Origin of the sequence: Pedobacter sp. Leaf41, assembly GCF_001422545.1 — a bacterium.
GTDB lineage: Bacteria > Bacteroidota > Bacteroidia > Sphingobacteriales > Sphingobacteriaceae > Pedobacter.
On the sequence record NZ_LMLE01000009.1, the window covers coordinates 286,404 to 311,658 of the forward strand.

Here is a 25,255-nt window from a genome sequence, read left to right on the forward strand (position 1 = left end):
ATAAAACACAATATATATAAATAAGTAAATATGACTAAGGCAGATATTATTTCAGAAATATCAACAAAAACCGGAATTGAGAAGGTTGATGTACAGGAAACAGTTGAGGCATTTTTCAAGGTTATCAAAACGAGTATGATTGGCGGTGAAAATGTTTATGTAAGAGGCTTCGGAAGCTTTGTTGTTAAAAAGAGAGCGCAAAAAACTGCTAGAAACATCTCTAAAAACACTGCAATAATTATCCCAGAACACTTTGTACCTAGCTTTAAACCAGCAAAAGTTTTTGTTGATAAAGTGAAAAGCAACTCTAAAAAAATTAGTGTAGAAGCCTAAGTCTTAATTTATGAATAGCAGCATAAGATCGAAACAAATCATCATTATTGGAGCAGTTTTATTGCTTGTTGCTTTTTTATTTACCAGAGACATTAAAGGTTTAGTTAAACCAACTGAAGAGAACGGAAAAATGCCTGCAAGCGGCCAGATGGCCGGAGCAGAAAGTTCTTCTACTTCATCTGCAATTAGCATCGAAACTTCTTCTACAGCCGCAAAGAATGTACTAAACAAAAATTTAGCTACTGATATTACCGCATTAGAAAATAGTTACAAAGGCGCTAAAGGAACAGAGAAACTTGATTTCGCAAAACAACTGGCTCAGAAATGGGATGATGTTGAGCAAATCACACCATCAGCACTTTATTTAGAAGTTGTTGCACAAGGCGAACCATCAACTAAAACGTGGTTAGCAGCAGGAAATCAATTTATAAAAGCTTTTGAAAGTACACAAGATAGCTTGGCCCAACCAGCATTATTGCAAAAGGCCAATACATCTTACAAAAAAGCATTAGAAACAGATTCTACTAATATAGAGGCAAAAACAGGTTTAGGTGTTACAATAGTAAACGGTTTGGGCGCACCAATGCAAGGTATTGCAATGCTGCTTGAAGTGGTTGCTAAAGAGCCTAAAAATGTGAAGGCCAACATGAACTTAGGAATCTTTTCTATTAAATCAGGTCAGTTTGATAAAGCGATACCACGTTTTAAAACGGTTATTGCAACCTCACCAACACCCGAAGCTTACTTTTACTTAGGCACAGCCTTAGAAAATTTAGGCAGAAACAAAGAAGCAGTTGATGCTTACTTAGACAGCAAAAAATTAGCGGCTAACCCAACTTTATCATCATTTATTGATAAAAAAGTAGCTGAACTAAAGAATAAAAATTAATTAACGGATTAATAAAAACATTTAAAACTTAAAACTATGCCAAGCGGTAAAAAAAGAAAAAGACATAAAATGGCTACCCACAAACGTAAAAAACGTTTAAGAAAAAACAGACATAAGAAAAAATAGTTTCTTATTTTGATTAAGCCCTTTAAGCCTCATAGTGTAAACTGTGAGGTTTAAAGTATTTATGTGATTTTTTTCTCATGATCAAGGCTACATCAAAGTTTCTTTCACGTTTACTATCCATTTGTTAATAGGCGTAAGCCTTAAATCTGTAGCTGTTGGTAAAAGAATTAATTATCAATTCGACTCCTGCCGGAGTTACCATAGCGTTGATTGAAGACAAACAACTTGTTGAGCTTCACAAAGAACAAATCAATAATAACTACGCCGTAGGCGATATTTATTTAGGCCGCATTAAAAAAATTATGCCTGGTCTGAATGCTGCTTTCGTAGATGTGGGTTATGAAAAAGATGCTTTCTTGCATTATTTTGATTTGGGCCCTCAGGTGCAATCTTTAATTAAGCTAACTAAGATCAAGCGTAATGGCTCGGTTACAGGCACATTATTAGATAATTTAAAGCTAGAAGCCGATATAAACAAGGCAGGCAAAATTTCTGATGTGCTTTCTAAAAACATGCTCCTTCCGGTACAAATTGCAAAAGAGCCAATTTCTACTAAAGGACCACGTTTGAGTTCCGACATTTCGATTGCCGGCAGGTATGTGGTACTGGTGCCATTCTCCAATACCATATCTGTATCAAAAAAAATTAAAAGTAATACCGAACGTAATCGTTTAAAAAAGATTATTGAAAGTATTAAGCCTCAAAATTTTGGAGTAATTATCAGAACCGTTTCTGAAGGCCGCGGAGTTGCCGAAATGCAAAAAGATCTTTTGGATTTGATTGCTAAATGGGAAAACTTCATTAAAAAAGTGCCTTCAACAGAGCCCTCAAAGCGAGTTTGGGGCGAAATGGACAGATCTTCTACGTTAATTCGTGATATTCTTAATCCTGATTTTACAAACGTTTACGTGAGCACACCAGAGCTTTTCGACGATATTCGTTCTTATGTACATGATATTTCTCCAGAAATGGAAAAAATCGTGAAGCTTTACAAGCAGAAAGAACCCATGTTCGATCACTTTGGGATAGAAAAGCAAATTAAAAATGCTTTCGGAAAAACAGTCAACCTACCGGGTGGAGCCTACTTAGTTGTAGAACATACCGAAGCACTTCACGTGATAGATGTGAACAGTGGAAACCGTACTGCCAGTAAAGAAAACCAAGAGGAAAATGCTTTACAGGTAAACAAAGAGGCGGCTAAAGAAATTGCCCGTCAATTGCGCTTGCGTGATATGGGCGGCATTGTGGTAATCGATTTTATCGATATGCACAAGCCTACAAACCGTAAAATGCTATTCGATTATTTGCGTGAGCTGATGTTATTGGATAGAGCGAAACACACCATTTTACCTCCAAGTAAATTTGGTTTGGTTCAAATCACCAGACAACGTGTTCGTCCGGAGATGAATATTGTTACGGTAGAAAAATGTCCAGCCTGTGGAGGTACTGGAGAAATTAAGGCGAGTATCGTTTTAATGGATGATATTGAAAATAACCTAAATTATATTTTACGTGAACAGAATGAAAAAGGCGTAACCCTTTGCGTTCATCCTTACATAGAAGCATATATAACGAAAGGGATTTTTAATTTACAGCGGCGTTGGTTCTTTAAATATGGCCAGTGGATCAAAGTAAAAGCACAATCATCGTATTATCTAAACGAATTCCACTTTATCTCATCAAAAGATGAAGAGATAAAATTATAACTCAAAACATTTATTCAAAGCCTGAACTTTAAAAGTTCAGGCTTTTTTGTTTAAAAGTGATTTAGCTTTTGCGGGCTTTAACACTTAAATTCGTAAATCTAAAATCAAAATTCACTTGGCAAAAACTAAAACAGCATACTTCTGTCAGAGCTGCGGCTACGAATCGGCGAAATGGTTGGGTAAATGCCCTTCATGCAACCAATGGAATACCTTTGTAGAAGAAGTTATCGAAAAAAATACAACATCAGTACCCACCTGGAAAACCGAAACCAGCTCAAGAAAATTGAGTAAACCCAGCAAAGTTGATGAGATTGAATCATCCATTGAAAGAAGAATTGCAACTGGTGATAAGGAGCTTGACCGCGTTTTAGGCGGTGGTTTGGTAGAAGGATCATTGGTGCTTATCGGGGGAGAACCAGGGATAGGGAAATCAACCCTGATGCTGCAATTGGCACTGAACGTGAAAGGCAAAAAAATACTGTACATTTCTGGAGAGGAAAGCGAGCAGCAAATAAAAATGCGGGCAGAAAGAATTAAAGAAAGTCCATCTGCTGATTGCTATATCCTGACAGAAACATCTACCCAGAATATTTTTAAGCAGATAGAAATTTTGGAGCCAGAAATTTTGGTGGTAGACTCCATCCAAACGCTGCATTCTTCTCACATCGATTCTACTCCAGGAAGTGTATCGCAAGTAAGGGAATGTACTGCAGAGCTTTTACGCTTTGCGAAAGAAACTGGGGTTCCCGTATTTCTAATCGGCCACATTACAAAAGATGGTGCCATTGCCGGACCAAAAATACTCGAACACATGGTTGATACCGTATTGCAGTTTGAGGGCGACAGACATCATGTTTACCGCATCTTACGTTCAATCAAAAATCGTTTTGGAGCCGCAGCAGAACTTGGGATTTATGAAATGCAAGGAAGTGGTTTGAGAGAGGTTTCCAATCCATCAGAAATTCTTTTATCGCAACGAGATGAAGAGCTTAGTGGAATTGCTGTTTCTGCTATGTTGGAAGGCGCCCGGCCCATGTTGATAGAAACACAGGCATTGGTGAGCGCTGCAGCTTACGGAACCCCGCAAAGATCTGCAACTGGCTTTGACACCAAGAGGATGAATATGCTCTTAGCCGTACTTGAAAAACGTTGTGGTTTTAGGCTGAGTACGCAAGACGTATTCTTAAATATTGCTGGCGGAATCAGGGTCGAAGATCCTGCAATCGATTTGGCAGTCTTAATAGCCATCATTTCATCACAACAAGATATTCCAATATCATCCAAAAACTGTTTTGCCGCTGAGGTTGGTTTATCTGGTGAAATAAGAGCAGTAAATAGAATAGAACAACGAATAGCAGAAGCAGATAAACTGGGCTTTGAAACGATCTATATTTCTAAATACAATTTAAAAGGTATTGATATTGCTAAATATAGCCTGGAAATTAAAGCAGTAAGCAAAATTGAGGAAGTTTTTGGAATGATATTCGGCTAGATACACTCAAATGTTGGGGAATATTTTCTACAGATTTATTTAGATAGTTGATTTGTTTACCCATTTCCACAGCTGATATTTTTTTGGCAAAGGCCCCTAAAACCTAATAAATAATTGACTATCAGCACAATAAAGAACACCTACTTATACACTGGTAGTTTGGATTAACATTTGCCTAAGGTAATATGTTGTACATCATGGGATGTGATCTATAACAATAGGGATGATTTTCCTCGTTAGTGAGAGCTAACGAGGATTTTTTTTGCTTTCGCTATTGAGGAAAATTTAAATAACTTTGGTTCAGATAGGAAACTGCAAAAAATCTTAAAAATTAAAATAATGAAAAAGATCATTTTAAGTCTGGGCTTCTGCTTATTTGCAGCAATCGGCTTTGCACAAACTGCATACACAGGTCAGAAATTTGGCGAAGAAGTTAAGCCTGGCGATGTGAAACCCGCTGCCAAAATGGAAGCTGCCATGGGCGACAAAAAAACTGCCGACATGAAGATTGAAGGTAAAGTGGTTGATGTTTGTAAGAAAAAAGGATGTTGGATGACTTTGCAAATGCCAAACGGCGATCCGATGAGGGTAACCTTTAAAGATTATGCATTCTTCATGCCAATGGATATTGTTGGCAAAAATGTTGTTCTGGATGGTATAGCAAAAAAGCAAACCATTTCGGTAGAGACGTTACGTCACTATGCTGAAGATGCTAAAAAATCGCCAGAAGAAGTCGCTAAAATTACTGACCCTAAAAAGGAATTGGCTTTTGAAGCTAAAGGTGTTGTGATCTTAGATAAATAAGAATTAAGATTAAGGAGCAAAGATTAAAATCAAGCTTAACAAAAAAGCCTCGAAAACTTAAATTTTCGAGGCTTTTTTATACTTGATTAGATTTATAATACCCAGTTCCACCCAAATTCATCTGGCGCTAAGCCATATCGAATATCATTTAATTTCTTAGCTATTCCATTAGAAATATGCCTTGTTGATGGGTCTGATAATTGGTAAGTTTCGCCCTTGTAACCAATTACACCAACGTGAGTCACTGTAGCCGCGGTACCTGCAGCAAAAGCTTCAGTTAAAGTACCATTTTTAATACCCTCGATCACCTCTGCAACAGAGACCCTACGTTCTTCCACTTCGATGCCTGCATCTTTGGCCAATTTAATAATTGTATCTCGTGTAACGCCATCCAATACCGTACTACGAATGGAAGGTGTAACTAACTTTCCATTGATTACAAAGATCAAATTGGCAGTGCCAGCTTCTTCAATATATTCGTGAGTTACTGAATCTGTCCAGATTAATTGATCAAACCCTTCTTTTTTGGCTTGCTCAAAGGGATAAAGTGAACGGGCGTAATTTCCAGCGGTTTTTGCAAATCCAACTCCACCTTCATCGGCACGGGTAAATTCCGTCTCAATTTTAACTTGTAAAGCAGAGCTATAATAAGGGCCGGTAGGCGTTGTTAATAAGGCAAACTTGTAAGTATCCGATGCTCTCACGCCTAAGTAAGGATCGGTAGCAAACATAACCGGACGAATGTAAAGCGCATAATCTTCCTGATTCGGCACCCATTTCTCATCAACATTAATTAAGGCTGCTAATCCCTGCATAAATATTTCTTCAGGAATAGTAGCCATAGACATTCTCGCTGCAGATTTATTAAAACGCTCAAAGTTTTTGTCAGCACGGAATACACTAATTTTTCCATCGGGTTGGCGATAAGCTTTCAAACCCTCAAAAATAGCCTGACCATAATGAAGGGCAGAAATTGCTGGACTCATCGGAATAGGTCCGTAAGGAATAATCTGTAAATTTTTCCATTCGCCATCTTCGTAATCGGCGGTAAACATGTGGTCGGTAAAAACTTTACCGAATGGTAATTGAGAAAAATCTGTCACTGTCAAACGAGTCTGATCAGCTTTGGTGATTTTTATATCTAGTGTCTCGGTCATAATTTAAATTTTGGGATGAGAGAATTTTGAATGATTGAATGATTTGCGAATCGAAAATTCACTCATTCTATCAGTCACTCCATCTATCATTTTCTAATTGACGCAAATTAGCAAAAAACGAGCTTTTTTAATAGTATTTTCTGATATTAATCTTTGTTTTTGAGTGTTTTGAGTACACTAAGCACCCAGCCTTTGCCCCATTCTCCAATTTGATCATCACTCCATAAAAAAGGATAAAAAATTCGTTTTTGAAAACGCGGAGGCAAATATTTCTGCCAGTTGGTACCGCCGGTTGCGGCTACATCAATCGGATCTTTTTCTAAATAACGCACTGCTGATTTATAGTGCGACAATGGCCACTTTACATTGACATATAAATCGAGCTTACGCAATTCTTCTGCAAGCGCAGAAACATCAGCACCATTTGCTGACAGCTGATGATACAAAGCCGAGAAATTTGTAAGTGATCTATTTTTAGCCAGCTGTAAAAACTGAGCGGCATATTTTTTAATAAATTGCTTTAATGTTAAAGTTTGCTTACCCGATGACAACTCAGTAGCACCAAACTTCCAATAAATATGTTCGAACTGTTCTTCGATAGTAGCAGTGCTTAATTCTTCGCGTTTACTTTTATCAACCAAACGAATAAAATCAGTTGCACAAATCTCAATCATTCGATATTGCCCGGATTGAAAACCGCTAGCAGGCAATAATGACATTCTGAACTTCAAAAATTGTTCTTTCTCCATGCCATCCACCATCACCTCGAAAGAAGTAGTCAATGCATTAAAATAAGCATTAATTCTTTTAACACGAGCAGTAAAAAATTCGACAGTTAAATTTTCATGTTCAGCAATTTGCCTGCATTCATGCAAGGCCAGCTTAAAATATAACTCAGTAATTTGATGGTACATGATGAAAATCTCTTCATCAGGAAACGGCGTTTTTGGACTTTGTAAACTTAGCAGCGTATCCAAATGGATGTAATCCCAATAGGTGAGAAAATCGGCATATAGCAACCCATCCAGGTAAGAAGCCATATCCTGCCCCATGGCTGTATATTTTTCTTGTAGCTGATGAAGTTTATCTTTTATTTCAGGTGTAAAATCCATTATTCTAAGTTAGCTTTACAAAGGTGTTAAAGATTTTGGAAGAAATTGCTAAAATTTATACATTTGAACAATGGCGATGGGGTACCGCCAAAACCGCCAAACAGGCTGATGACTCCTACAATTTTATTTAAATTGAATTCTAATGCCTGTTAAAAAACCAACAGAAGCATTCCTTCTGTCTATCAATTCCTTTATTAAAAAGGATTTTGGAGTAGTATTATTGAGCACTTCAAAATGGCTTTTAATAGCAGCTCTAATTGGTGCAATAGTTGGCTCTGCATCTGCCCTATTTTTAGTATCCTTAAATTGGGCAACGAATTTCAGAGAAAGCCACCTTTGGATCATTTCATTTTTACCAGTTGCAGGTCTTTTAATTGGCTTAGCATATCATTATTGGGGCAAGGATGTTGTTAAAGGAAACAATCTTTTAATTGAAGAATTACAGTCACCCAAAAAGGTAATTCCATTAATTATGGCACCATTAATTTTTGCCGGAACGATTATTACTCATTTATTTGGAGGATCGGCAGGAAGAGAAGGAACTGCTGTACAAATTGGAGGTGCTTTTGCCGATCAGTTTACCAAGCTATTTAAGTTAAAGCCACGCGACAGAAAAATTATTCTCATCTGCGGAATTAGTGCTGGCTTTGCGTCGGTATTCGGGACGCCATTAGCAGGTGCAATTTTCGGCCTAGAGGTTTTCGTGGTTGGTAGTTTAGTGTACACTGCAATTTTGCCTTCGTTTTTAGCCGCTATAATTGCCGATTATGCATGCAAAGCTTGGGGAGTTGGCCACACTCATTATTCCATTGGTGTTGTGCCACAAATGGATGCCATTAATCTGTTACTATCGTTGGGTGTTGGAATTGTTTTTGGCTTAGTGGCCAGATCTTTCTCCGCCTTAAACCATGGCTTTTCTAACTTGTTCAGTAAAATAAAGTATCCGCCTTTAAGGCCAGTATTTGGTGGGTTGACTTTAATTGTCATTATCTATTTCTTGGATACTACAAGATATATAGGATTAGGAATTCCCGTAATTTCTGAATCATTTACGCAACAGGAACCTTATTATACGTTTGCCATCAAACTTTTTTTAACGGCATTAACCTTAGGTTGTGGCTTTAAAGGTGGAGAAGTAACCCCATTATTTTTCATTGGCGCAACATTAGGTAGTTTCTTGAGTGTTTTTATTCCATTACCTATCGGATTATTAGCTGGAATAGGTTTCGTCGCCGTCTTCTCTGGCGCAGCAAATACACCATTGGCTTGTATTTTTATGGGAGTAGAATTGTTTGGTGTAGCATCTGGAATATACATTGCTCTTGCTTGCGTTGTAGCCTATCTATTTTCCGGGCATACTGGCATCTATCGTTCGCAAGCTATTGGTAGCCCAAAACATTTGTTGTTAAAAAGACATCAGTTTTTGAGGTAAGCTTTGACAACTTTCTTTCTTAAGCCCTAGCAAAGTTGTCAAAACTTAAACCATTGATAAAGGTCAAATCGTTGAATTAATATAACACCCTAAATTTTATAGTGTGCTCAATCTTTTTGAGTGATTTAAATAATTGTTTATCGTATTCAGCATTGATATCGGTAATTGCATATCCAATTTCGGGGTTTGTCATTAAAAACTGGCTTACAATGTTGATATCATGTTTGGCGAACACGGTATTAATTTTGGCCATAATGCCTGGAACATTTTTATGGATATGAATTAATCGGTGCGATTTATCGATTTTCGGCAACTGCAAATTCGGAAAATTGGCACTTAAATAAGTAGCGCCGGTATTCATAAAATCAGCTACCCGTTTTGGAATAAAATCGATATTTCGGGGATTGTTTTTCGGATCATCGAAAACTACAATTCCTTGTTTTGTACAAACATCAAAGTCGATTTTATTTTTTGCGCTCCCTAAATAACCAATTGTTTTAAGTTTAGCAGCGCTTTTTAGTTGTTCTTTATCAATCTTTTCGCCATCTGCCAGAACAATAATGCCTACATCTTTTACATATTTTTCTTCGAAAGAAGTTTTATGCCTGATGGACAAGCCGTCATTCTTCAGTATAGAAAGTGTTAGTGGATCAACATCGCCAATAACTAAACAAAGAATCCTGTTTTTGGGGTAAGAAATTGCTCTTGGCAAATCATTCACATAGAGGAATTCGTCAAAACTTGGCGTCACGTGATCGGCTTTGGCAACAATGCTTTCACGGGCAATATTTTCTGTAAAGGCGAAAAACTTATTGATCAGCCCACTTTCCCGCAGCTGAAAATCTGAATAACCATCGCCAATACCGAAAAGTTCCCCTTCTAATTTTAAATGCTGCAATAACTTTACTTTTCCGCCTTCTTCACTTAAAGGGTTCGCATGATCGTAATCTATAATTTTTCCATCACCAGTGGTTACAAAAGTATTGGCATAAATATTTTCTTTTTTGATGTGATACTGGCTCACCACTGGTGTAATAAATTCTTTAAAACCGCCAGAAACGATTAAAACATCATCAGCATGCTTTTTAAAAAATTCTGCGTTACGCGAAAATGAGGTAGAAACTTTCTTTTTTAAATGTTTAATTAGTTGTTTCAAATGATCCTCATTTGCCTCCAGCAATTTCACACGTTGCGCTAAACTTTCTGAAAATGAAAGTTTGCCTTCCATGGCTAAATTGGTATAATCCTCAATCTTCTGGAAAATCGCCTCTTTATCTGGGTGGTTCTTTAAAGAGATTCTAGCAAGTTCATCAAGTGCTTCTACCTGGGTAAAAGTACTGTCGAAATCGATAATGTAATACGCTTTTTGTTTGGGCATTATTTTAAGTGTTGGGTAATTTCTGTTATACTTTGAGCCAGTGGTTTAAAAACGATTCCGGTTTGCTCAATCACTTTATTATTATTATAATAACTTAAAGTGATACTACTTTTAGCAGTGTCTTTAGTTATTGATGGTTCATTTCTGGTGAAAAAGGATGTAAATTTCAATGCTCGCCAGGCTATACCAAGCATCCATGCTTTTGCTTCCTTTGTTGGCGGCTTTACTCCAAAACCTATTGCTATCTGTGTAAATAAATCTTTGTAATGAATATCTTCAGATGATAAAATGTAGCGCTCTCCTGAAACTTCAGCATCCATCAACAAAATCATCGCTTTTACTACATCTTCTAAATCAACAAAACCAGAGGCGCCGTTTGTATAAAAAGGAAATCCATCTTTTACTAATTTGAAGATGGCTCCACTGCCTTCAAAACCGGCATTCTTCCCAATAATTACCGATGGGTTTACAATTACGGCATCGAGACCTTCGTTAATTCCACGCCACACTTCCATCTCGCTTTCATACTTCGATAGCCCGTAAGCGTGTGCTTTAGAATCATATTCCCAAAAGTCTTTTTCAGAAATTTTATTCCCTCTTTTTGCTATTCCTAAAGCAGCAACTGAGCTCACATGTAAAAGCCTGCAATTATTTTCGGCACAGAGATTTACAATGTTTGAAGTTCCATCGATATTGACATGGAACAATTGTTTTTTATGTTTAGCACTTAAAGATACAAAAGCCGCACAGTGATAAACATGAGTTACTTTTTCAAAGGCTTCTTCCAGGTCAGCGGGTTCATTTATATCACCCAGAACCCATTCAATTAATGGATTGTCTTTAATTATAACCGGAATTTTTGAATTTTCACGTTTCAGCGCTCGTACGGTTAAACCCTTATCGGTTAACTGTTTTAATAATTCAGACCCTAAAAATCCCGTTCCTCCGGTTACCAGTATCATTTTATTTTTTTCGAGCTATATGTGGAAATACGCATTCAAAAATAGATATTTGAGCCGAGAGTTTTAAATATATGTCATTAACGGATTTCTTTTCCCCAATAAACCCTGATAGTTTTACACCAAAGCAAGGATTTTTAACAAGCCAGCTAGGTTTAAAAGCACACATTTTTACCGAATCGTTTCCTGATTTTGAAGAGAATACTTACGATTTGGCCATTATTGGTGTGTTAGATGGAAGGGGGGCAGTAAATAATGAAGGCTGTGCGTTGGCACCCGATTATTTCAGGGAGAAATTTTACAAACTTAATGAAGGGTCTTTCAGCAGTAGAATTGTCGATTTAGGAAATATCAAGCATGGCGCAACGGTTGCCGATACTTACATTGCCATCAAAATGGTGGTGTCTGATTTGATCAAAAAAGACATCATTCCCATTATTATCGGCGGCGGCCAGGATTTAACCTATGCCCAATATTTAGGCTATGAAGATTTAGAGCAAAAGGTGGATCTGGTAATTATCGACAATCAATTCGATATTGGCGACGATGATACCCTTGGAATCGAAACAAGATCAGACTGTTATCTGAATAAGATTTTTCTTCATCAACCCAACTATCTTTTCAATTACAGCAACATTGGTTATCAAACTTATTTTGTAAATCAAGAAAGCCTGAGTGTGATGGACAAGCTTTATTTTGATGTTCACCGTCTTGGAGAATTTGCTCAGGACATCACGTTGACAGAGCCCATTATCCGCAATGCGAACATGATCAGTTTTGATCTGGGTGCCATCCGATCGGCTGATGCTGCAGCAAATGCGAACACTACACCTAATGGTTTCGACGGTGAAGAAGCCTGCCGAATTGCCCGTTATGCCGGCATGAACGATAAATTGACTTCAATTGGTTTTTACGAATTTAACCCGGCCTACGATAATAATGGCCAAACCGCGTTTTTGCTGGCGCAGATGATCTGGTATTTTGTAGATGGTTTTTATGCCCGTAAAAAGGATTTCCCACTTACACCAAAATCACAATTTATGATTTACAGAACCAGTTTGAAAGATGGTTCTGGTGAAATGGTTTTCGTGAAAAGCAAAAAATCAGATCGCTGGTGGATGCAGGTTCCATATCCTTCGGGCCAATCGAAAAACGAACGTTACCACCTCGTACCTTGCCGTTATGATGATTACCAGACTGCAGTAAGCGGCGAAATGCCCGATTTATGGTGGCGTACTTTTCAGAAGTTATCCTAATCCAATGGATAATTTGTAGAAGTTCAAACACACTTCAACGCTACCATAATTTTACACAAGCAATTGCGTTCTAGCTATATATATCACTACTTTTGAAAAAACAAATCTCATTAATGAAAAAAATATTATTATCTGCGCTGGCCTTATTGCCTTTAGCAGCGTTGGCGCAAAAACCGTTTACACTAAACGGAAATATAAAAGGATTAAAAGCTGGTAGTAAAGTTTATCTGATTTATCAGGGCGATGGAAAAAATATTACCGATTCTACAACGGTTGTAAATGGAGCATTTTCTTTTAAAGGTACGGTTGAAAATCCTGCACAGGGAAGTCTTTATTTAAACAAAAATCCCTACGTTACCCGTCCTGCGGAAGGGGAAAAATTAGATGGTTTATCTATCTACGTAGAACCAGGAAATATTAATTTGACAGCTACAGATTCGTTGAAAAACGCTGCTATTGTTGGTTCTCCAGTGAATGATGATGCCAGGAAATTAAAAGCTTTAACCAAACCAGTTAATGATAGGTTAATGGCTATAGATGCTGAATACAGAGCATTTACTCCAGAGCAGAAAAAGGATGAAGCCTTAATGACTAAGTTAAGAGAGAAATTTGAGAAAGAATCAGAAGCGCTTCCGCCGCTTTTATTAAACTTCGCACAGAATAACCCGAAATCATACATCAGTTTGAGTGCGATTGGTCAATTAGCGAGTGATCCGGAACAAGCTGTTGCGGCTGAAAAGGCATTTACAGCGCTATCTCCAGAATTGAAGGCAACTCCAAACGGAAAACAACTTACCCAAATGTTCGATGCGGGGAGAAAAACCGCTGTGGGTGTAATGGCTATGGATTTTACCCAAGCAGATACCGCAGGCAAACCTGTTAAGTTGTCTGATTTTAAAGGAAAATATGTTTTGGTTGATTTTTGGGCTTCTTGGTGCGGGCCATGTCGCCAGGAAAATCCAAATGTAGTGTTAGCCTATAATAAATTTAAAGATAAAGGTTTTACCGTTTTAGGTGTTTCGTTAGATCAACCTGGTAAAAAAGCTGCCTGGTTAAAAGCCATTGCAGATGATAAGTTAACCTGGACTCATGTTTCTGATCTGAAATTCTGGAACAATGAAGTTGCCCAGCTTTATGGCATTCGTTCAATTCCAGCTAACTTTTTAATAGATCCAACCGGAAAAATTATTGCTAAAGGTTTAAGAGAGCAGGCATTGCAAGACAAGCTTCAGGAACTTTTGGGAAGCAAATCGAAATAGATTCCACTTCATAACGAAGCCGCAGATTTGCAGATTTTATTAAATAAATAATCTGCAAATCTGCGGCTTTTTTTTGTGATGAACTATATCAAATCAAAACCAATATCTTCTCTAAAGTATTTGCCATCGAAGTAAATTCTACCTGCATCGGCAGTAGCAGATTGCAGCGCAGTAAAAAGATCTTTCTGTAGGCTTGTGATCGCAATCACTCTACCGCCGTTGGTTTTTACCACATCATTATCAAGCAAGGTACCAGCGTGAAAAGCATTTGAATGACGCAAGTTTTCAATCCCCGAAATCGCCTTGCCTTTCAAATATTCTCCTGGATAACCACCAGCTACGATCATTACTGTGGCCGCAGTTTGCTCAGAGATTACAAGCTTAACCTGGTTCAACTGTTTATTCGCTGTGGCCATAAATAGTTCTACCAAATCATTTTCGATGCGTGGAATAACACTTTCCGTTTCCGGATCGCCCATTCGGGCATTGTATTCGATTACGAAAGGATCATCACCTACTTTGATTAATCCAAAGAAAATGAAACCCGTGTAATCGATATTATCTTTCTTTAAACCTTCTACTGTAGGTTTAATGATTCGCTCTTCAACTTTTTGCAAAAATTCTGGAGTAGCAAACGGAACCGGAGAAACCGAACCCATACCTCCAGTGTTCAAACCTGTATCGTTTTGCCCGATCCTTTTATAATCTTTGGCGGAAGGAAGGGTTACATAGTTTTCGCCATCGCTTAAAATAAAAACGGAAAGCTCAATGCCGCTCAAAAATTCCTCTATAACAACTGTTGCGCCAGCGGCACCGAATTTACCACCAAGCATCAATTTTAATTCTTCTTGTGCTTCAACGGTTTCGGTACAAATTAGAACGCCCTTACCTGCTGCCAAACCATCAGCTTTTAAAACTACAGGCAAAGCATGCTTTTCCAAGTATGCCAAACCTTGCTCTAATGTTTCGGGTGTAAAAGATTTTGAGGCTGCGGTTGGGATGCCATGACGCTCCATAAACTGCTTGGAAAAATCTTTACTTCCTTCCAGAATAGCTCCTTCTTTTTTAGGTCCAATTACCGGAATATGTGCAAGCGACGCGTCAGCTAAGAAAAAATCGTGAATACCATTTACTAAGGGTTCTTCTGGACCAACCACAACGAGTTCGATATTTTCTGCAATAACTACCTTTTTTATCGAATCGAAATCATTTACGTTGATGTTGATATTGGTACCATAAACCCCTGTACCACCGTTTCCTGGTGCAATAATCAATTTATCGCAGTGCGAGGACTGGCTCATTTTCCAGGCAAATGCACTTTCTCTGCCGCCTGAACCTAAAAGTAAGATATTCATATCGGCAAAGATAGGATTAGTGTTGGAAAATTGAATATTGAAATGTTGTAAAGTTGATCTGTTGATATTAGGGAACTTAGTGACTTGGCGAACAAATCTACCCACAAGCACTTTTGACTTTAATCTTCTTAACTCCCTTTGGCACTTCTGGTCATTTGTTCCAACATATCCCACATCTCATTAGGAATGGCTTCCAATCCATTCATTTGGCCGGCGCCTTGCAGCCACTCGCCACCATCTATTGTAATCACTTCGCCATTAATGTAGCCCGAAAAATCGCTCACTAAAAAAGCAGCAAGATTTGCCAGCTCCTGGTGTTCTCCAACTCTTTTCAATGGAACACGGTTTTTGAAATCGAATTTTTTAGCTAAATCACCAGGCAATAAGCGCTCCCACGCTCCTTTTGTTGGGAAAGGACCCGGTGCAATCGCATTGGTGCGGATGCCATATTTGCCCCACTCTACCGCCAATGATCGGGTTAAAGCCAATACACCACCCTTTGCACAAGCCGATGGCACCACATAAGCCGAACCAGTGAACGCATAAGTAGTAATAATATTTAAAACTGTCGCTGTTTGCTTTTCTTTGATCCAATGTTTCCCAAAAGCCAGGGTGCAATTCACTGTTCCTTTTAAAACAATGTCGATAATAGATGAAAATGCATTTGCCGACAATCTTTCTGTAGGAGAAATGAAGTTACCAGCAGCGTTGTTTAAGAGCACATCTACCGAACCAAATCGCTCTAAAGTTTTTGCTAATACATTGTCCACCTGTTCGGGATCTCTTACATCACAGGCAACGGCCAAAACTTTACCACCAGTTTTTTCTTCCATCTCGTCGGCTGTTTTTTGCAAAACCTCCTGCTTGCGACTTGTAATAACAAGATTTGCTCCCAACTTAAGAAAATAGATTCCCATTGCTTTTCCTAAGCCAGTACCACCACCTGTAATTACAATGGTTTTGCCTTTCAGCGCATCTTCTCGAAGCATAGGAGAATTGTAGTTGAGCATAATATTTTGGTTAGTGGGTTTAATATCGTGATTAGTTAATTGCTATATTATTCAGTTGAAATACTATTGAATTGCGACAGTTGAAGCATAGTTCAACCGTCAGAACAAAACCGCCAACTAAAAATTGCTTTATTTTCTCTGCAGGCTTTCAATAATCGTTTTCAAAATATGACGTGTGGCGGGCGCCCACCATTGTGCAAGCATTTTTTCGAGAGATGCAGATTGATCTGCAGACACCGCTGCGATTAATTCTTCGCGGATATTTAGTTTACTCTGCGACCAGGTATTACTTTCCAATTCCATGAACTTTTTAATCTTTCGTTCTGCCGCGGTAAGCAGGCTTTCGTTCTTCACCAGCTCATCCACCAAACCAACCTTAAGCGCTTCTTCCGGGTTGTAAAGTTTACCTGTCAATAAGCTACGGGTTGCTTCAGCTTTACCCAACCAAAAGGCATACATCTGAAAAATGCTGTTAGGAACAATGATTCCAACCGGAACTTCGTTTAAACCGATTATATATTGCCCTTCTGCCATAACACGATAGTCACAAGCAAGTGCCAAAACGCATCCTCCGGCAGGACTATGCCCACTTATTGCTGCAACAATCGGCTTCTTAAAGGCGACAAGATTAGCAGTGAAATTTAAAAACAGTTTCCAAAAATCTTTTGCTTCTTCCTCATTATAGTTGTAAAGTTCTACTAAATCTAAACCTGCTGAAAAGAATGGAGCCGTTCCAGCTAAAATTACTCCGCCAATATTGTCATCAGCAGAGATATTTTTAAGCATGTCATCTAGCTCGGTGATCAGTTGTCCATTTAATGCGTTAGACTTTCCCCTGCTCAATGTAATTGTTGCTAACCTATCGCTAACGCTTACTTTAATTGTTTCCATATTAAATTTCAAAATGTAAATATTGACCGTATCAGGCAAAACTATAAGCTATGCTTGCATAATATTCAAATTTATCTATTTTTCTTTATTTCACCTCATAAGTGTAAACTTTTCTGGCTAAATGGCCAAAAGCATCAATGCCTTCCATTACCACCCGGTATTGCCCCGGCTCATCGGCATTATAAAATTCAAATTTTCCTTTACCATCAGTCTCAGCAACAACTTGTGGATTCCAATAAATGGTTGTCCTTAAATCTGCCCGGTTACTATTTGTGCCTGCATCATATTTTGGAGAATAAAACTCCCTCGAAACAGAGAACCCTCGCGGACTAAGGGTTACCACTCCTGGTGCATACCTATTGTAGTTTGCCGTTCCTCCGCCACGTTTAGTTGTGATGACGATAACGCCGCCGCCTCCTTGAGAACCATAAATAGCGGTATTTCCAATGCTTTTTAAAAGTTCAATTGATTCTACATCTGAAGGAACGATATTATCAAGAAAGTCGGCCTCAACCCGCATCCCGTCTAAAACAATCGACATTGGGGTATTTTGGCTGCGCATCAGATAGGGAATTCCGCCCTGAAAAATCACTCCAGGCAAACGCCCTTGTAAGCATTGAGACAAAGTTATGCAGGTAGAAAGATCATCAGCAGTCATAATATAATCTGCTCGTCCTGCACCATTTAAATTAGCAGAATTTTTTGCCGGGTTTCTTTTTTCAGTAATGGTCACTTCCTCTAATTTTATGGTTCTCTCCAGCAAACCTAACCGTGTCATTTCATTAAAATAATTGTCGCTTTCCTTAATATATTTCATCAAAGAATTGTTCACATTTACTTCAACATCTCCTGTATTTTTGTTTTTGGTTACGATCTGGTTTGGTACTACATCCAAATTAATATCTACAAACTTACGTTCTGATTTGGTTCTTGCCTGAACCACAAATTTAGTGCTATCAGGAAAATTTAGATTATCAAACACAAACCTTCCATCTGCATTGGTAACCGTATCTAAAATAAAAAATGTTCCTTTAGATGCCATGATCATTACCTTACCCCCCGGAACCGGCTTGCCACCTTTGGTAACCGTTCCACTGATGCTAAGCGAATTTTCAGGCTTGTAAGTGATTGCTGGCCCTGTTCCCGCTGCTACATTTCGCCATAAAAATCTGCTCCAGCCATGCGTTAACATCAAATTATCCAGTTCTTTCATGGTTTTAACATCATCATTTAGAAAGTAATGATTTGGCTTTTCAATATATCCGGTTAAATCTGAAGTTAATAAAAGCGATGAAAGGATATTTGATTCGTTATCTTCGTCAGGAGCTACTTTAGTAGCGTTGGTAACAGCGACAGAGTAAACACTTAATACCGGCTTATTTTGGTTAGTGGCATCAAAACTAAAAGAGGATTTTCCCTTCCTGGTGGTCGAAACGGCCGATGTATTCAGGTTTAGATCAATTAAATCAACCTTATGGTTTACAAAGATTAAACGTTCGGCTATAGGTTGGTTGTTAGTAGAAAATAAAGTGAACTGTATTACGCCAATTGGTAAATTTTTCTTCGGGATATTGGCAACCAAAACCTGTTTATCCATTTTGGCTTTAGAAACATAAAAAACATTTCCACCCTGTTGTGCCACAACTTTTAGTTCGCTACCATTAATTAAGCTTTCGCTAGCCATAATCTTAAGCGTAACTTTTGCAGTATCAGTATTGGTAATGGCGATGGCATATCCTGCTTTTTGAGCTACTGGAAGTTTGAAATCTTTACTGGATCCATCTTTAAACTTAACTTTCGCGGTATACGTTTTTCCTGACTGGGCATTAAAAATGAAATTCCCCATACCTAAATAAGCGGTTTCAAATGAGGTAATTTCAGCTCCTGTTTCGTCTACAATCGAGCCTTTTACATCTTCTCCATGTCCACTGGCATTCACAGTTTTAATGGCGATCTTTTGAGGAAGATTCTCAATCATCGAACCACCTTCCGGTAAAAACTGCACATCAACATCGTTAGAAGTGGAGGTGATCGGAATTGTTTTCACCACTTTCTGCTTATTTTCTAAAGTAAGCGTGGCCACAATTTTCCCTGATTTATTGGCAAGCGCCTGGCTGCTGGTGAAATTTATTATAGCATCACCAGAAAGATTTGTTTTGACTTTGCCTTTGGCAACAGATCGATAATCAAGCTGTACATCGTAGCTTACATCGTTCTCCTTATAAGCAATACCATTTTTATCTTCGAAGTGGATGGTTGCCTGCACCTTATCCACATTATTTTCCTTTGTAAAGGTGTAATCTGTTTTGGTAAATACCTTGTTTGCCCAACTGTTCCCTATTTTAATGGTTTTATCAAAGAAGAATTCAGTTCCAAAGTTTCGCATATAATTGGTGTATGCCCTAATTCGATAATTTCCTTCTCCTAACGAATCTGTTAACTTAAAATCGCCCCAGGTGATGCCGCTAATTAATGGCAATTTCACCAGTTTTTTTACCGAATCTTTTTCATTAATTAACTCTACATACAAAATTTTGCTTAGTTGAGAGGGTGCAGTAGTTTTTGCATTGATTACATATCCTTTGAACCAAATATCATCGCCTATGGCGTAATATGGTTTATCTAAATGCAGGTACACTTTTTCCTGTTGGTATTTATTTGTATAATCCTCGAGCTTTTTTAAAAGCAAGGTAAAAGGATCATCATCAATTTTAAAAGCAGTAAAACCAATAATAAGTGCGAGAAAACTGATTGCGAGGGTAATTTTGATTTTCATTTGTGGCTAGGGTGTAAAAAAATATGCCTCAAGGTACAAAACCGGAGGCATATTTTTATGAAGGTAACATGAATTTTAGCGCTAAAATTTGTTCTTCCACATCATGCTTTCTACTGGCTTGGTAGTCTTATTATTATATTTTGCATTTCCTTTGGTATTATACAAGGTTTCGATATTTCCTTCTACGACGAAATAAATCAACTGACCTATCGGCATCCCTGCATATATTTTTACAGGCTGAGCAACAGAGATTTCTAAGGTCCAGGTATTGCAGAAGCCCACATCACCCTTGCCTGCGGTAGCGTGTATATCAATCCCCAGGCGTCCGGTGCTGCTTTTTCCCTCTAAAAATGGCACATGTCCATGTGTTTCGGTATACTCAAGCGTTACTCCGAGGTATAGTGTGCCTGGGTGCAATACAAACCCATCTTTCGGAATTTCAAAATGCTCAATTTCGTTATGCTGCTTGGCATCCAATACGCGGCTTTTATAGGTAGCCAGGTATTTACCTAAATGTACATCGTAAGAATTTGTACCTAAGCTTTCTCTTTTAAAGGGCTCGATTATGATTGTTCCCTTATCAATTTCTTCTAATATCCTTTTATCAGATAATATCATTTTTATGCGTATTTTTGGCCTAAATTATCAATTAATTAAGATAGTTTTGCATGCTAATCTCAATTTTATAAATGCCAATAATTTATAATAAAAATGTTGATGAGCATTCAGTTCTTGCAATCTGGAAAATTGAGGAAACTGAAGCTGAAATGTTGGCTGGCCTTCAGCTTAAGCAACATGAACTTGATGTTATATCAACGCTGAACAATGGCAAAAGGCTATTGCACTGGTTAAGTACAAGACTTCTTCTTCGTACCATGTTGAATACCAAAGAATATATCGATTGCCAATTTGATGAAGATGGAAAACCTTATTTAACCAATTTTGATTATCAAATTTCTTTAAGTCATTCTTATGATTATGCGGCTGTTATGATCAGCAAAAAAGATGCTGTTGGGGTGGATATAGAATTGATTAAACATAAAATAAAAAGTATACGCCATAAATTTTTAAGTGATGTTGAACTTGCCCAAAAACAAATCGGCGACAATATTGATGGCCTTTATGTGGCATGGTGCGCCAAAGAAGCCATTTACAAGTGGCATGGAAAGAAAGGTTTGGAATTCAAACGCGATATCCACATAAAGCCTTTCAAGCTCAAAAATGAAGGAAAATTAAATGCCATCGTGGCTCTTCCCTCCGGTTCAAGAGAACTAACGGTAAATTATTTTAGGACAAAAGACGGCTATATGTTGGGCTACGTTGTGCATTCAGCCTAAATGTTATTAAGAATTATACATGAATGATCAACCTACAAACGCTCCTTTAGTTCCTACTCAATTTATTGATTGGGGCTTAACAGATTACCAGCAAGCCTGGGATAGGCAGGAAGAACTGCTTAATAAAACGGTAGCATTAAAAACCGAGAATAGGGTAAATGGCACTCAGTTACCCACACCAAATTATCTTATTTTTAATGAACACCCTCATGTTTACACTTTGGGAAAAAGCGGTCACCCAGAAAATTTATTATTGGATGAACAAGGCTTAAAAGATAAGGGGGCCACTTATTATAAAATTAATCGTGGTGGCGATATTACTTACCACGGTCCGGGCCAAATAGTGGGTTACCCCATTTTGGATTTGGATAACTTTTTTACAGACATTCACTTATATCTTCGAACACTTGAGGAAGCTGTTATCCTTACTTTAAAAGATTATGGCATCGAAGCTGGGCGTTACACTGGTTATACCGGTGTGTGGTTAGATGCAGATAACGAAAAAGCCAGAAAAATTTGTGCAATGGGTGTTCGCTGCAGCCGCTGGGTTACCATGCATGGCTTTGCCTTTAATGTAAATGTAGAGCTCGATTATTTTAAAAACATTGTTCCTTGCGGAATTGACGATAAAGCCGTTACCTCTTTAGCCAGGGAACTAGGATATCTACCTGATATGGAAGAAGTAAAAGAGAGGCTGAAAAATCATATCGCCGATCTTTTTAAAATGAATCTGATCTGATTTTAAAAGGATAGCCAAATTGAAACCGATGATCTGCCATTTGCGTAAATTGGAGGATGAAAGTTTTATTAAGTGTCGTTTTGTTTTCTTTCTTAACTTCGTCTTGTAGTAAGCAACCAAATATGTCCGAAATCGATCAGCCTAACCTAAGCACAATACCTACTTCTGGCCAAAGCCGAACCTATCTCGCTCTTGGGGATTCTTATACCATCGGCGAATCGGTTAAACAGAGTGAATCATTTCCCTTCCAGTTGCAAAGTTTGTTAAAGAATAACGGTATCAATGTGGCAACTCCTAAAATTATAGCCACCACCGGCTGGACAACCAGCGACCTGCAAAGTGCAATTGTGCAGGCTAAACTCACACAGAAATTTGATTTTGTTACACTATTAATTGGAGTGAATAATCAATATCGAGGCAATTCCATCGAGACATATAAAAAGGAGTTTGCAGAATTGTTACAAACCGCCGACTTATTTGCAAATGGCGATAAAACAAAAGTATTTGTGGTCTCTATACCCGATTGGGGCGTAACTCCATTCGATAAAAACGCTGGTAAAAGTCCTCAGGTTATCGCTTCAGAAATTGATAGTTTTAATGCTGTTAATGAGCAGATTACTATTTCAGCAGGCATTAGCTATACCAATATCACGCCTGCATCAAGAAAAGCAAGTAGCGATTTATCCCTTGTTGCAAATGATGGACTTCATCCGAGTGCCAAAATGTATTCCGAATGGGCTGATGCTTTAAGTCCAAAAGTAAGTGCCGTTCTGAAATAATTTAAGGTCGATTCATTATATTTTTAAATTAAAAATTTTACTTTAGTTTAACTATTTGAATTAAAACCCTTAAAAAAACATTTATTATGGATGAGTACGAAGTAAGCGGAGCAGCCGCAGGAATTGGTGCAGGTATGGTTATTTTTTATTTGGCAATAATCGTTGTGATGGTTATTGGAATGTGGAAAGTATTTGAAAAAGCAGGCAAACCAGGTTGGGCTGCTATCATTCCAATTTACAATCTTATTGTGTTGATAGAAATTGTAGGTAAGCCGATGATCTGGGTATTATGGCTAATCATTCCTTGTGTTAACATTGTATTTATGGTTTGGCTTTACAACTTGGTAAGCAAAAGCTTTGGTAAATCAGAAGGCTTTACAGTGGGTATGGTTATTTTCCCTTATATTTTCTGGCCAATTCTAGGTTTCGGTGATGCAAGGTATTTAGGCCCATCAGCTGCTGAAGCACAAAATGGCGGATTTGGAAATAACTCTTTCAACAATCCTAATAATCCGTTCAATAATCCGAATAACCCTTTCGGCAATCAAAATAAGCCATTTGGCGATCAGAACAATCCGAATGATAATCCTCCTCCGGTAGTTTAATCTCGATGACGATTACATTTATATTTTGCAGCTTAATCAACATAGTTGATTGGCTGCAAAATCATTTAATACCTTGCCCTTTCAAAGCACTGACAGGAATTGACTGTCCGGGATGCGGATTCCAAAGATCTCTAATGGCGCTCTTCCAAGGCGATTTCCTTAAAAGCTGGTCAATCTATCCACCAACTGTTCCGATACTCCTTCTCTTTTCAATTGTAACTATATTATATCGGTTCCCAATCAAGAACAACCATCTAGCCATGAAAGTATTGATCATTATCGTGGGCAACTTCGTGATGATTTCATATTTTGTAAAGATGTTCATTAACTAGATCAGGTACTAAGCTTAGAAGTGATATAATTATAATCCTTCAACACCGTTTCTAAAAACAGCAATTCGTTCATTCCTGCAGGCACACTTACAAAAATATGTTCTTTAGTTTTTGCAGCCATCGCATAAATTAGGCTTGCGTTTCCCGTTTGATAATAACCGGTAAGCACCTCGTGGATCAATTCTATATCTCTATCAGTTAAATGCATTACCTCTTTAAATTGAGGTTGATATTCCTCTGGTAAACTAAAATTAAAAGCTACCTGATTGAGTTGGGTACGGGGAATCATTTTTATCAATGTTGTTTTGGCAAGTAGGTCTCCCAATCGTTGATGATTCTCGGTTACCGCTACAGATGCCAATGCAATTACCCCCCAACCCAATGGAAAACCAAAATCAATCATTCTGAATAACCACCTAATTAAGTATTGGCCGAAAGTTGGTTGTGTTCCATCCAGATTAATCACTTTTATTTTCATTACTCGTTTGCCAAAAGATTGTCCGTTCATGGTTAGCTCGCAAACCAAATCGTAAAATGCATATATAATCAGGTAGACGATCAAAATCACCACACCTAATGTTCCGGAAACGCTTATAGATCCGATAATAAATAAAATCCAGGCGACAACAAATAGTATCGCAAAGCCAGCTAAATCTATACATCTAGCCGCTATTCGCTCACCCAAACCTGCAATTTCATATTCAATATCGATATTTTGAGCAGTGTTAATTCTGATACTATCCATTTTTCAAACATAATTTTTTTTAAGGATAATCAGACTATTTTACCCTTAAAATTAAAGATGAAATAAAAGCTATTTTTTTTGAAGAAAAATTCTGCACTGCCATAGGGTTGTCACTCTGGCATCCTTTCTTTGTTTAAGAAAATCAAAAAAACCATGAGTATAGCAGATTTATTATTGATGGAATTAAACACAATAGAAAAAACAAAACAACGAAATATGGATATTATTAAATTATTATTGAAAGAATTCGAGGCAGAATTCAACACCACTAACAAATTTTTGGCTTTGGTCCCTACAGATAAATTTGATTGGGCACCTCACGAAAGAAGTATGAAAATGAAATCGTTGGCGAGCCATATTGCAGAACTTCCAGGATGGGTAAGTTTAGCCATTACCGCAGATGGTTTGGATTTCGCCACTGCTCCCTACGAAGAAAAAAAGGTAATCACCAACGGTGATTTGATTCATCTCCTGGAAGAGAGTTATCAAAACGGAAAGCAAGAGTTAGAAAATGCCGACCCTCAACGGTTAAACAATCAATGGATTTTGCGAAATGGAGATCAAATCCTCGGCGATTTGACTAAATATGAAATGATCCGCATAGCCTTTAGCCAGATTATTCACCACAGGGCGCAATTAGGTGTTTATTTAAGACTACTGGATATCCCTATTCCAGGTAGTTATGGTCCAAGTGCGGATGACCAAAGTTTTTAGCAACCAAATTAAGAACACCAATAATTTGTTGGTGTTCTTTGGTTACTATTGGTCCATAACATAATTTAT

The 25,255-nt window shown here is 37.9% G+C and carries 24 protein-coding genes and 1 riboswitch; of the genes, 14 read left to right on the forward strand and 10 right to left on the reverse strand.

Annotated elements, in window-relative coordinates; all coding sequences use genetic code 11:
* The first annotated feature begins 30 nt into the window (after nt 1-30).
* The 5 genes from ASE92_RS16140 to ASE92_RS16160 all read left to right on the forward strand — a co-directional run bounded on the left by ASE92_RS16140 (nt 31) and on the right by ASE92_RS16160 (nt 5,350).
* Nucleotides 31-333: an HU family DNA-binding protein gene (locus ASE92_RS16140; RefSeq protein ID WP_010601128.1), complete on the forward strand. Its 303-nt coding sequence runs from the start codon at nt 31-33 to the stop codon at nt 331-333.
* A 10-nt stretch (nt 334-343) separates the two neighbouring features.
* Nucleotides 344-1,222, forward strand: a complete 879-nt coding sequence (locus ASE92_RS16145) for a M48 family metallopeptidase (protein WP_056851138.1) — start codon at nt 344-346, stop codon at nt 1,220-1,222.
* A 281-nt stretch (nt 1,223-1,503) separates the two neighbouring features.
* On the forward strand, nt 1,504-3,054 hold the full coding sequence (locus tag ASE92_RS16150; protein WP_056851139.1) for an Rne/Rng family ribonuclease: 1,551 nt from the start codon (nt 1,504-1,506) through the stop codon (nt 3,052-3,054).
* A 115-nt stretch (nt 3,055-3,169) separates the two neighbouring features.
* Nucleotides 3,170-4,546, forward strand: a complete 1,377-nt coding sequence (radA, locus tag ASE92_RS16155; protein WP_056851140.1) for a DNA repair protein RadA — start codon at nt 3,170-3,172, stop codon at nt 4,544-4,546.
* Between the two features lie 339 nt (nt 4,547-4,885).
* A complete protein-coding gene (locus ASE92_RS16160; RefSeq protein WP_056851141.1) occupies nt 4,886-5,350 on the forward strand; it encodes a DUF4920 domain-containing protein in 465 nt (154 codons plus the stop codon).
* Between the two features lie 92 nt (nt 5,351-5,442).
* Here the strand turns inward: ASE92_RS16160 and ASE92_RS16165 are convergent, their stop codons facing one another.
* Both ASE92_RS16165 and ASE92_RS16170 read right to left on the reverse strand, forming a co-directional pair.
* Nucleotides 5,443-6,507, reverse strand: a complete 1,065-nt coding sequence (locus ASE92_RS16165) for a branched-chain amino acid aminotransferase (RefSeq protein ID WP_056851142.1) — start codon at nt 6,505-6,507, stop codon at nt 5,443-5,445.
* Between the two features lie 146 nt (nt 6,508-6,653).
* The gene (locus ASE92_RS16170; RefSeq protein WP_056851143.1) at nt 6,654-7,619 is read right to left on the reverse strand and encodes a tryptophan 2,3-dioxygenase family protein; all 966 of its coding nucleotides are present in this window, start codon (nt 7,617-7,619) and stop codon (nt 6,654-6,656) included.
* A 63-nt stretch (nt 7,620-7,682) separates the two neighbouring features.
* Nucleotides 7,683-7,744, forward strand: a riboswitch (Fluoride riboswitch).
* Between the two features lie 17 nt (nt 7,745-7,761).
* Here ASE92_RS16170 and ASE92_RS16175 point away from each other — a divergent pair.
* Nucleotides 7,762-9,051 (forward strand): voltage-gated chloride channel family protein, encoded by a 1,290-nt coding sequence (locus tag ASE92_RS16175; protein WP_082455090.1) that lies wholly within the window; start codon nt 7,762-7,764, stop codon nt 9,049-9,051.
* 76 nt (nt 9,052-9,127) lie between these two features.
* On the opposite strand, the gene ASE92_RS16180 is transcribed toward ASE92_RS16175, so the two are convergent.
* On the reverse strand, nt 9,128-10,429 hold the full coding sequence (locus ASE92_RS16180; protein WP_056851144.1) for an HAD-IB family phosphatase: 1,302 nt from the start codon (nt 10,427-10,429) through the stop codon (nt 9,128-9,130).
* A complete protein-coding gene (locus ASE92_RS16185) occupies nt 10,429-11,391 on the reverse strand; it encodes an NAD-dependent epimerase/dehydratase family protein (protein ID WP_056851145.1) in 963 nt (320 codons plus the stop codon). The genes ASE92_RS16180 and ASE92_RS16185 overlap by 1 nt, the downstream gene beginning before the upstream one ends.
* 71 nt (nt 11,392-11,462) lie before the next feature.
* On the opposite strand from ASE92_RS16185, the gene ASE92_RS16190 reads away from it, so the two are divergent.
* Both ASE92_RS16190 and ASE92_RS16195 read left to right on the forward strand, forming a co-directional pair.
* Nucleotides 11,463-12,644 carry a formimidoylglutamase gene (locus ASE92_RS16190; RefSeq protein WP_056851146.1) on the forward strand — a complete coding sequence of 394 codons (1,182 nt, stop codon included), beginning with the start codon at nt 11,463-11,465 and terminating at the stop codon, nt 12,642-12,644.
* Nucleotides 12,645-12,757: 113 nt separating this feature from the next.
* Complete coding sequence (locus tag ASE92_RS16195) at nt 12,758-13,903, forward strand: TlpA disulfide reductase family protein (RefSeq protein WP_056851147.1); 1,146 nt, start codon at nt 12,758-12,760, stop codon at nt 13,901-13,903.
* Nucleotides 13,904-13,986: 83 nt separating this feature from the next.
* Here the strand turns inward: ASE92_RS16195 and purD are convergent, their stop codons facing one another.
* From purD to dcd, 5 genes are all read right to left on the reverse strand, one after another.
* The gene (gene purD, locus ASE92_RS16200) at nt 13,987-15,258 is read right to left on the reverse strand and encodes a phosphoribosylamine--glycine ligase (RefSeq protein WP_056851148.1); all 1,272 of its coding nucleotides are present in this window, start codon (nt 15,256-15,258) and stop codon (nt 13,987-13,989) included.
* A 128-nt stretch (nt 15,259-15,386) separates the two neighbouring features.
* Nucleotides 15,387-16,268: an SDR family oxidoreductase gene (locus ASE92_RS16205; protein WP_056851149.1), complete on the reverse strand. Its 882-nt coding sequence runs from the start codon at nt 16,266-16,268 to the stop codon at nt 15,387-15,389.
* Nucleotides 16,269-16,397: 129 nt separating this feature from the next.
* Complete coding sequence (locus tag ASE92_RS16210; RefSeq protein WP_056851150.1) at nt 16,398-17,159, reverse strand: enoyl-CoA hydratase/isomerase family protein; 762 nt, start codon at nt 17,157-17,159, stop codon at nt 16,398-16,400.
* An 85-nt stretch (nt 17,160-17,244) separates the two neighbouring features.
* Nucleotides 17,245-19,935, reverse strand: coding sequence for a TonB-dependent receptor plug domain-containing protein (locus ASE92_RS16215; protein ID WP_056851151.1), 2,691 nt, complete (start codon nt 19,933-19,935; stop codon nt 17,245-17,247).
* Between the two features lie 81 nt (nt 19,936-20,016).
* Complete coding sequence (gene dcd / locus ASE92_RS16220; protein ID WP_056851152.1) at nt 20,017-20,553, reverse strand: dCTP deaminase; 537 nt, start codon at nt 20,551-20,553, stop codon at nt 20,017-20,019.
* Between the two features lie 71 nt (nt 20,554-20,624).
* Between dcd and ASE92_RS16225 the strand changes: the two genes are divergently transcribed.
* From ASE92_RS16225 to ASE92_RS21755, 5 genes are all read left to right on the forward strand, one after another.
* A complete protein-coding gene (locus ASE92_RS16225; protein ID WP_056851153.1) occupies nt 20,625-21,272 on the forward strand; it encodes a 4'-phosphopantetheinyl transferase superfamily protein in 648 nt (215 codons plus the stop codon).
* A 19-nt stretch (nt 21,273-21,291) separates the two neighbouring features.
* Entirely contained in the window at nt 21,292-22,011 is a 720-nt protein-coding gene (lipB, locus tag ASE92_RS16230; protein ID WP_056851154.1) for a lipoyl(octanoyl) transferase LipB, read from the forward strand.
* A 122-nt stretch (nt 22,012-22,133) separates the two neighbouring features.
* Nucleotides 22,134-22,790, forward strand: a complete 657-nt coding sequence (locus ASE92_RS16235; protein ID WP_235527381.1) for an SGNH/GDSL hydrolase family protein — start codon at nt 22,134-22,136, stop codon at nt 22,788-22,790.
* An 86-nt stretch (nt 22,791-22,876) separates the two neighbouring features.
* Complete coding sequence (locus ASE92_RS16240) at nt 22,877-23,395, forward strand: DUF5684 domain-containing protein (protein ID WP_056851156.1); 519 nt, start codon at nt 22,877-22,879, stop codon at nt 23,393-23,395.
* A 5-nt stretch (nt 23,396-23,400) separates the two neighbouring features.
* Nucleotides 23,401-23,727: a DUF2752 domain-containing protein gene (locus tag ASE92_RS21755; RefSeq protein ID WP_056851157.1), complete on the forward strand. Its 327-nt coding sequence runs from the start codon at nt 23,401-23,403 to the stop codon at nt 23,725-23,727.
* Between the two features lies 1 nt (nt 23,728).
* Here the strand turns inward: ASE92_RS21755 and ASE92_RS16250 are convergent, their stop codons facing one another.
* Nucleotides 23,729-24,472, reverse strand: a complete 744-nt coding sequence (locus ASE92_RS16250; RefSeq protein ID WP_056851158.1) for an RDD family protein — start codon at nt 24,470-24,472, stop codon at nt 23,729-23,731.
* Between the two features lie 153 nt (nt 24,473-24,625).
* On the opposite strand from ASE92_RS16250, the gene ASE92_RS16255 reads away from it, so the two are divergent.
* Nucleotides 24,626-25,186, forward strand: coding sequence for a DinB family protein (locus tag ASE92_RS16255; protein WP_082455091.1), 561 nt, complete (start codon nt 24,626-24,628; stop codon nt 25,184-25,186).
* The last annotated feature ends 69 nt before the right edge of the window (nt 25,187-25,255 follow it).

Coding starts and splice junctions, on each gene's coding strand:
- ASE92_RS16140 (WP_010601128.1), top strand. CDS start 31: ATGACTAAGGCAGATATTATTTCAGAAATATCAACAAAAACCGGAATT.
- ASE92_RS16145 (WP_056851138.1), top strand. CDS start 344: ATGAATAGCAGCATAAGATCGAAACAAATCATCATTATTGGAGCAGTT.
- ASE92_RS16160 (WP_056851141.1), top strand. CDS start 4,886: ATGAAAAAGATCATTTTAAGTCTGGGCTTCTGCTTATTTGCAGCAATC.
- ASE92_RS16165 (WP_056851142.1), bottom strand. CDS start 6,507: ATGACCGAGACACTAGATATAAAAATCACCAAAGCTGATCAGACTCGT.
- ASE92_RS16170 (WP_056851143.1), bottom strand. CDS start 7,619: ATGGATTTTACACCTGAAATAAAAGATAAACTTCATCAGCTACAAGAA.
- ASE92_RS16175 (WP_082455090.1), top strand. CDS start 7,762: ATGCCTGTTAAAAAACCAACAGAAGCATTCCTTCTGTCTATCAATTCC.
- ASE92_RS16180 (WP_056851144.1), bottom strand. CDS start 10,429: ATGCCCAAACAAAAAGCGTATTACATTATCGATTTCGACAGTACTTTT.
- ASE92_RS16185 (WP_056851145.1), bottom strand. CDS start 11,391: ATGATACTGGTAACCGGAGGAACGGGATTTTTAGGGTCTGAATTATTA.
- ASE92_RS16190 (WP_056851146.1), top strand. CDS start 11,463: ATGTCATTAACGGATTTCTTTTCCCCAATAAACCCTGATAGTTTTACA.
- ASE92_RS16195 (WP_056851147.1), top strand. CDS start 12,758: ATGAAAAAAATATTATTATCTGCGCTGGCCTTATTGCCTTTAGCAGCG.
- purD (WP_056851148.1), bottom strand. CDS start 15,258: ATGAATATCTTACTTTTAGGTTCAGGCGGCAGAGAAAGTGCATTTGCC.
- ASE92_RS16205 (WP_056851149.1), bottom strand. CDS start 16,268: ATGCTCAACTACAATTCTCCTATGCTTCGAGAAGATGCGCTGAAAGGC.
- ASE92_RS16210 (WP_056851150.1), bottom strand. CDS start 17,159: ATGGAAACAATTAAAGTAAGCGTTAGCGATAGGTTAGCAACAATTACA.
- ASE92_RS16215 (WP_056851151.1), bottom strand. CDS start 19,935: ATGAAAATCAAAATTACCCTCGCAATCAGTTTTCTCGCACTTATTATT.
- dcd (WP_056851152.1), bottom strand. CDS start 20,553: ATGATATTATCTGATAAAAGGATATTAGAAGAAATTGATAAGGGAACA.
- ASE92_RS16225 (WP_056851153.1), top strand. CDS start 20,625: ATGCCAATAATTTATAATAAAAATGTTGATGAGCATTCAGTTCTTGCA.
- lipB (WP_056851154.1), top strand. CDS start 21,292: ATGAATGATCAACCTACAAACGCTCCTTTAGTTCCTACTCAATTTATT.
- ASE92_RS16235 (WP_235527381.1), top strand. CDS start 22,134: ATGTCCGAAATCGATCAGCCTAACCTAAGCACAATACCTACTTCTGGC.
- ASE92_RS16240 (WP_056851156.1), top strand. CDS start 22,877: ATGGATGAGTACGAAGTAAGCGGAGCAGCCGCAGGAATTGGTGCAGGT.
- ASE92_RS21755 (WP_056851157.1), top strand. CDS start 23,401: ATGACGATTACATTTATATTTTGCAGCTTAATCAACATAGTTGATTGG.
- ASE92_RS16250 (WP_056851158.1), bottom strand. CDS start 24,472: ATGGATAGTATCAGAATTAACACTGCTCAAAATATCGATATTGAATAT.
- ASE92_RS16255 (WP_082455091.1), top strand. CDS start 24,626: ATGAGTATAGCAGATTTATTATTGATGGAATTAAACACAATAGAAAAA.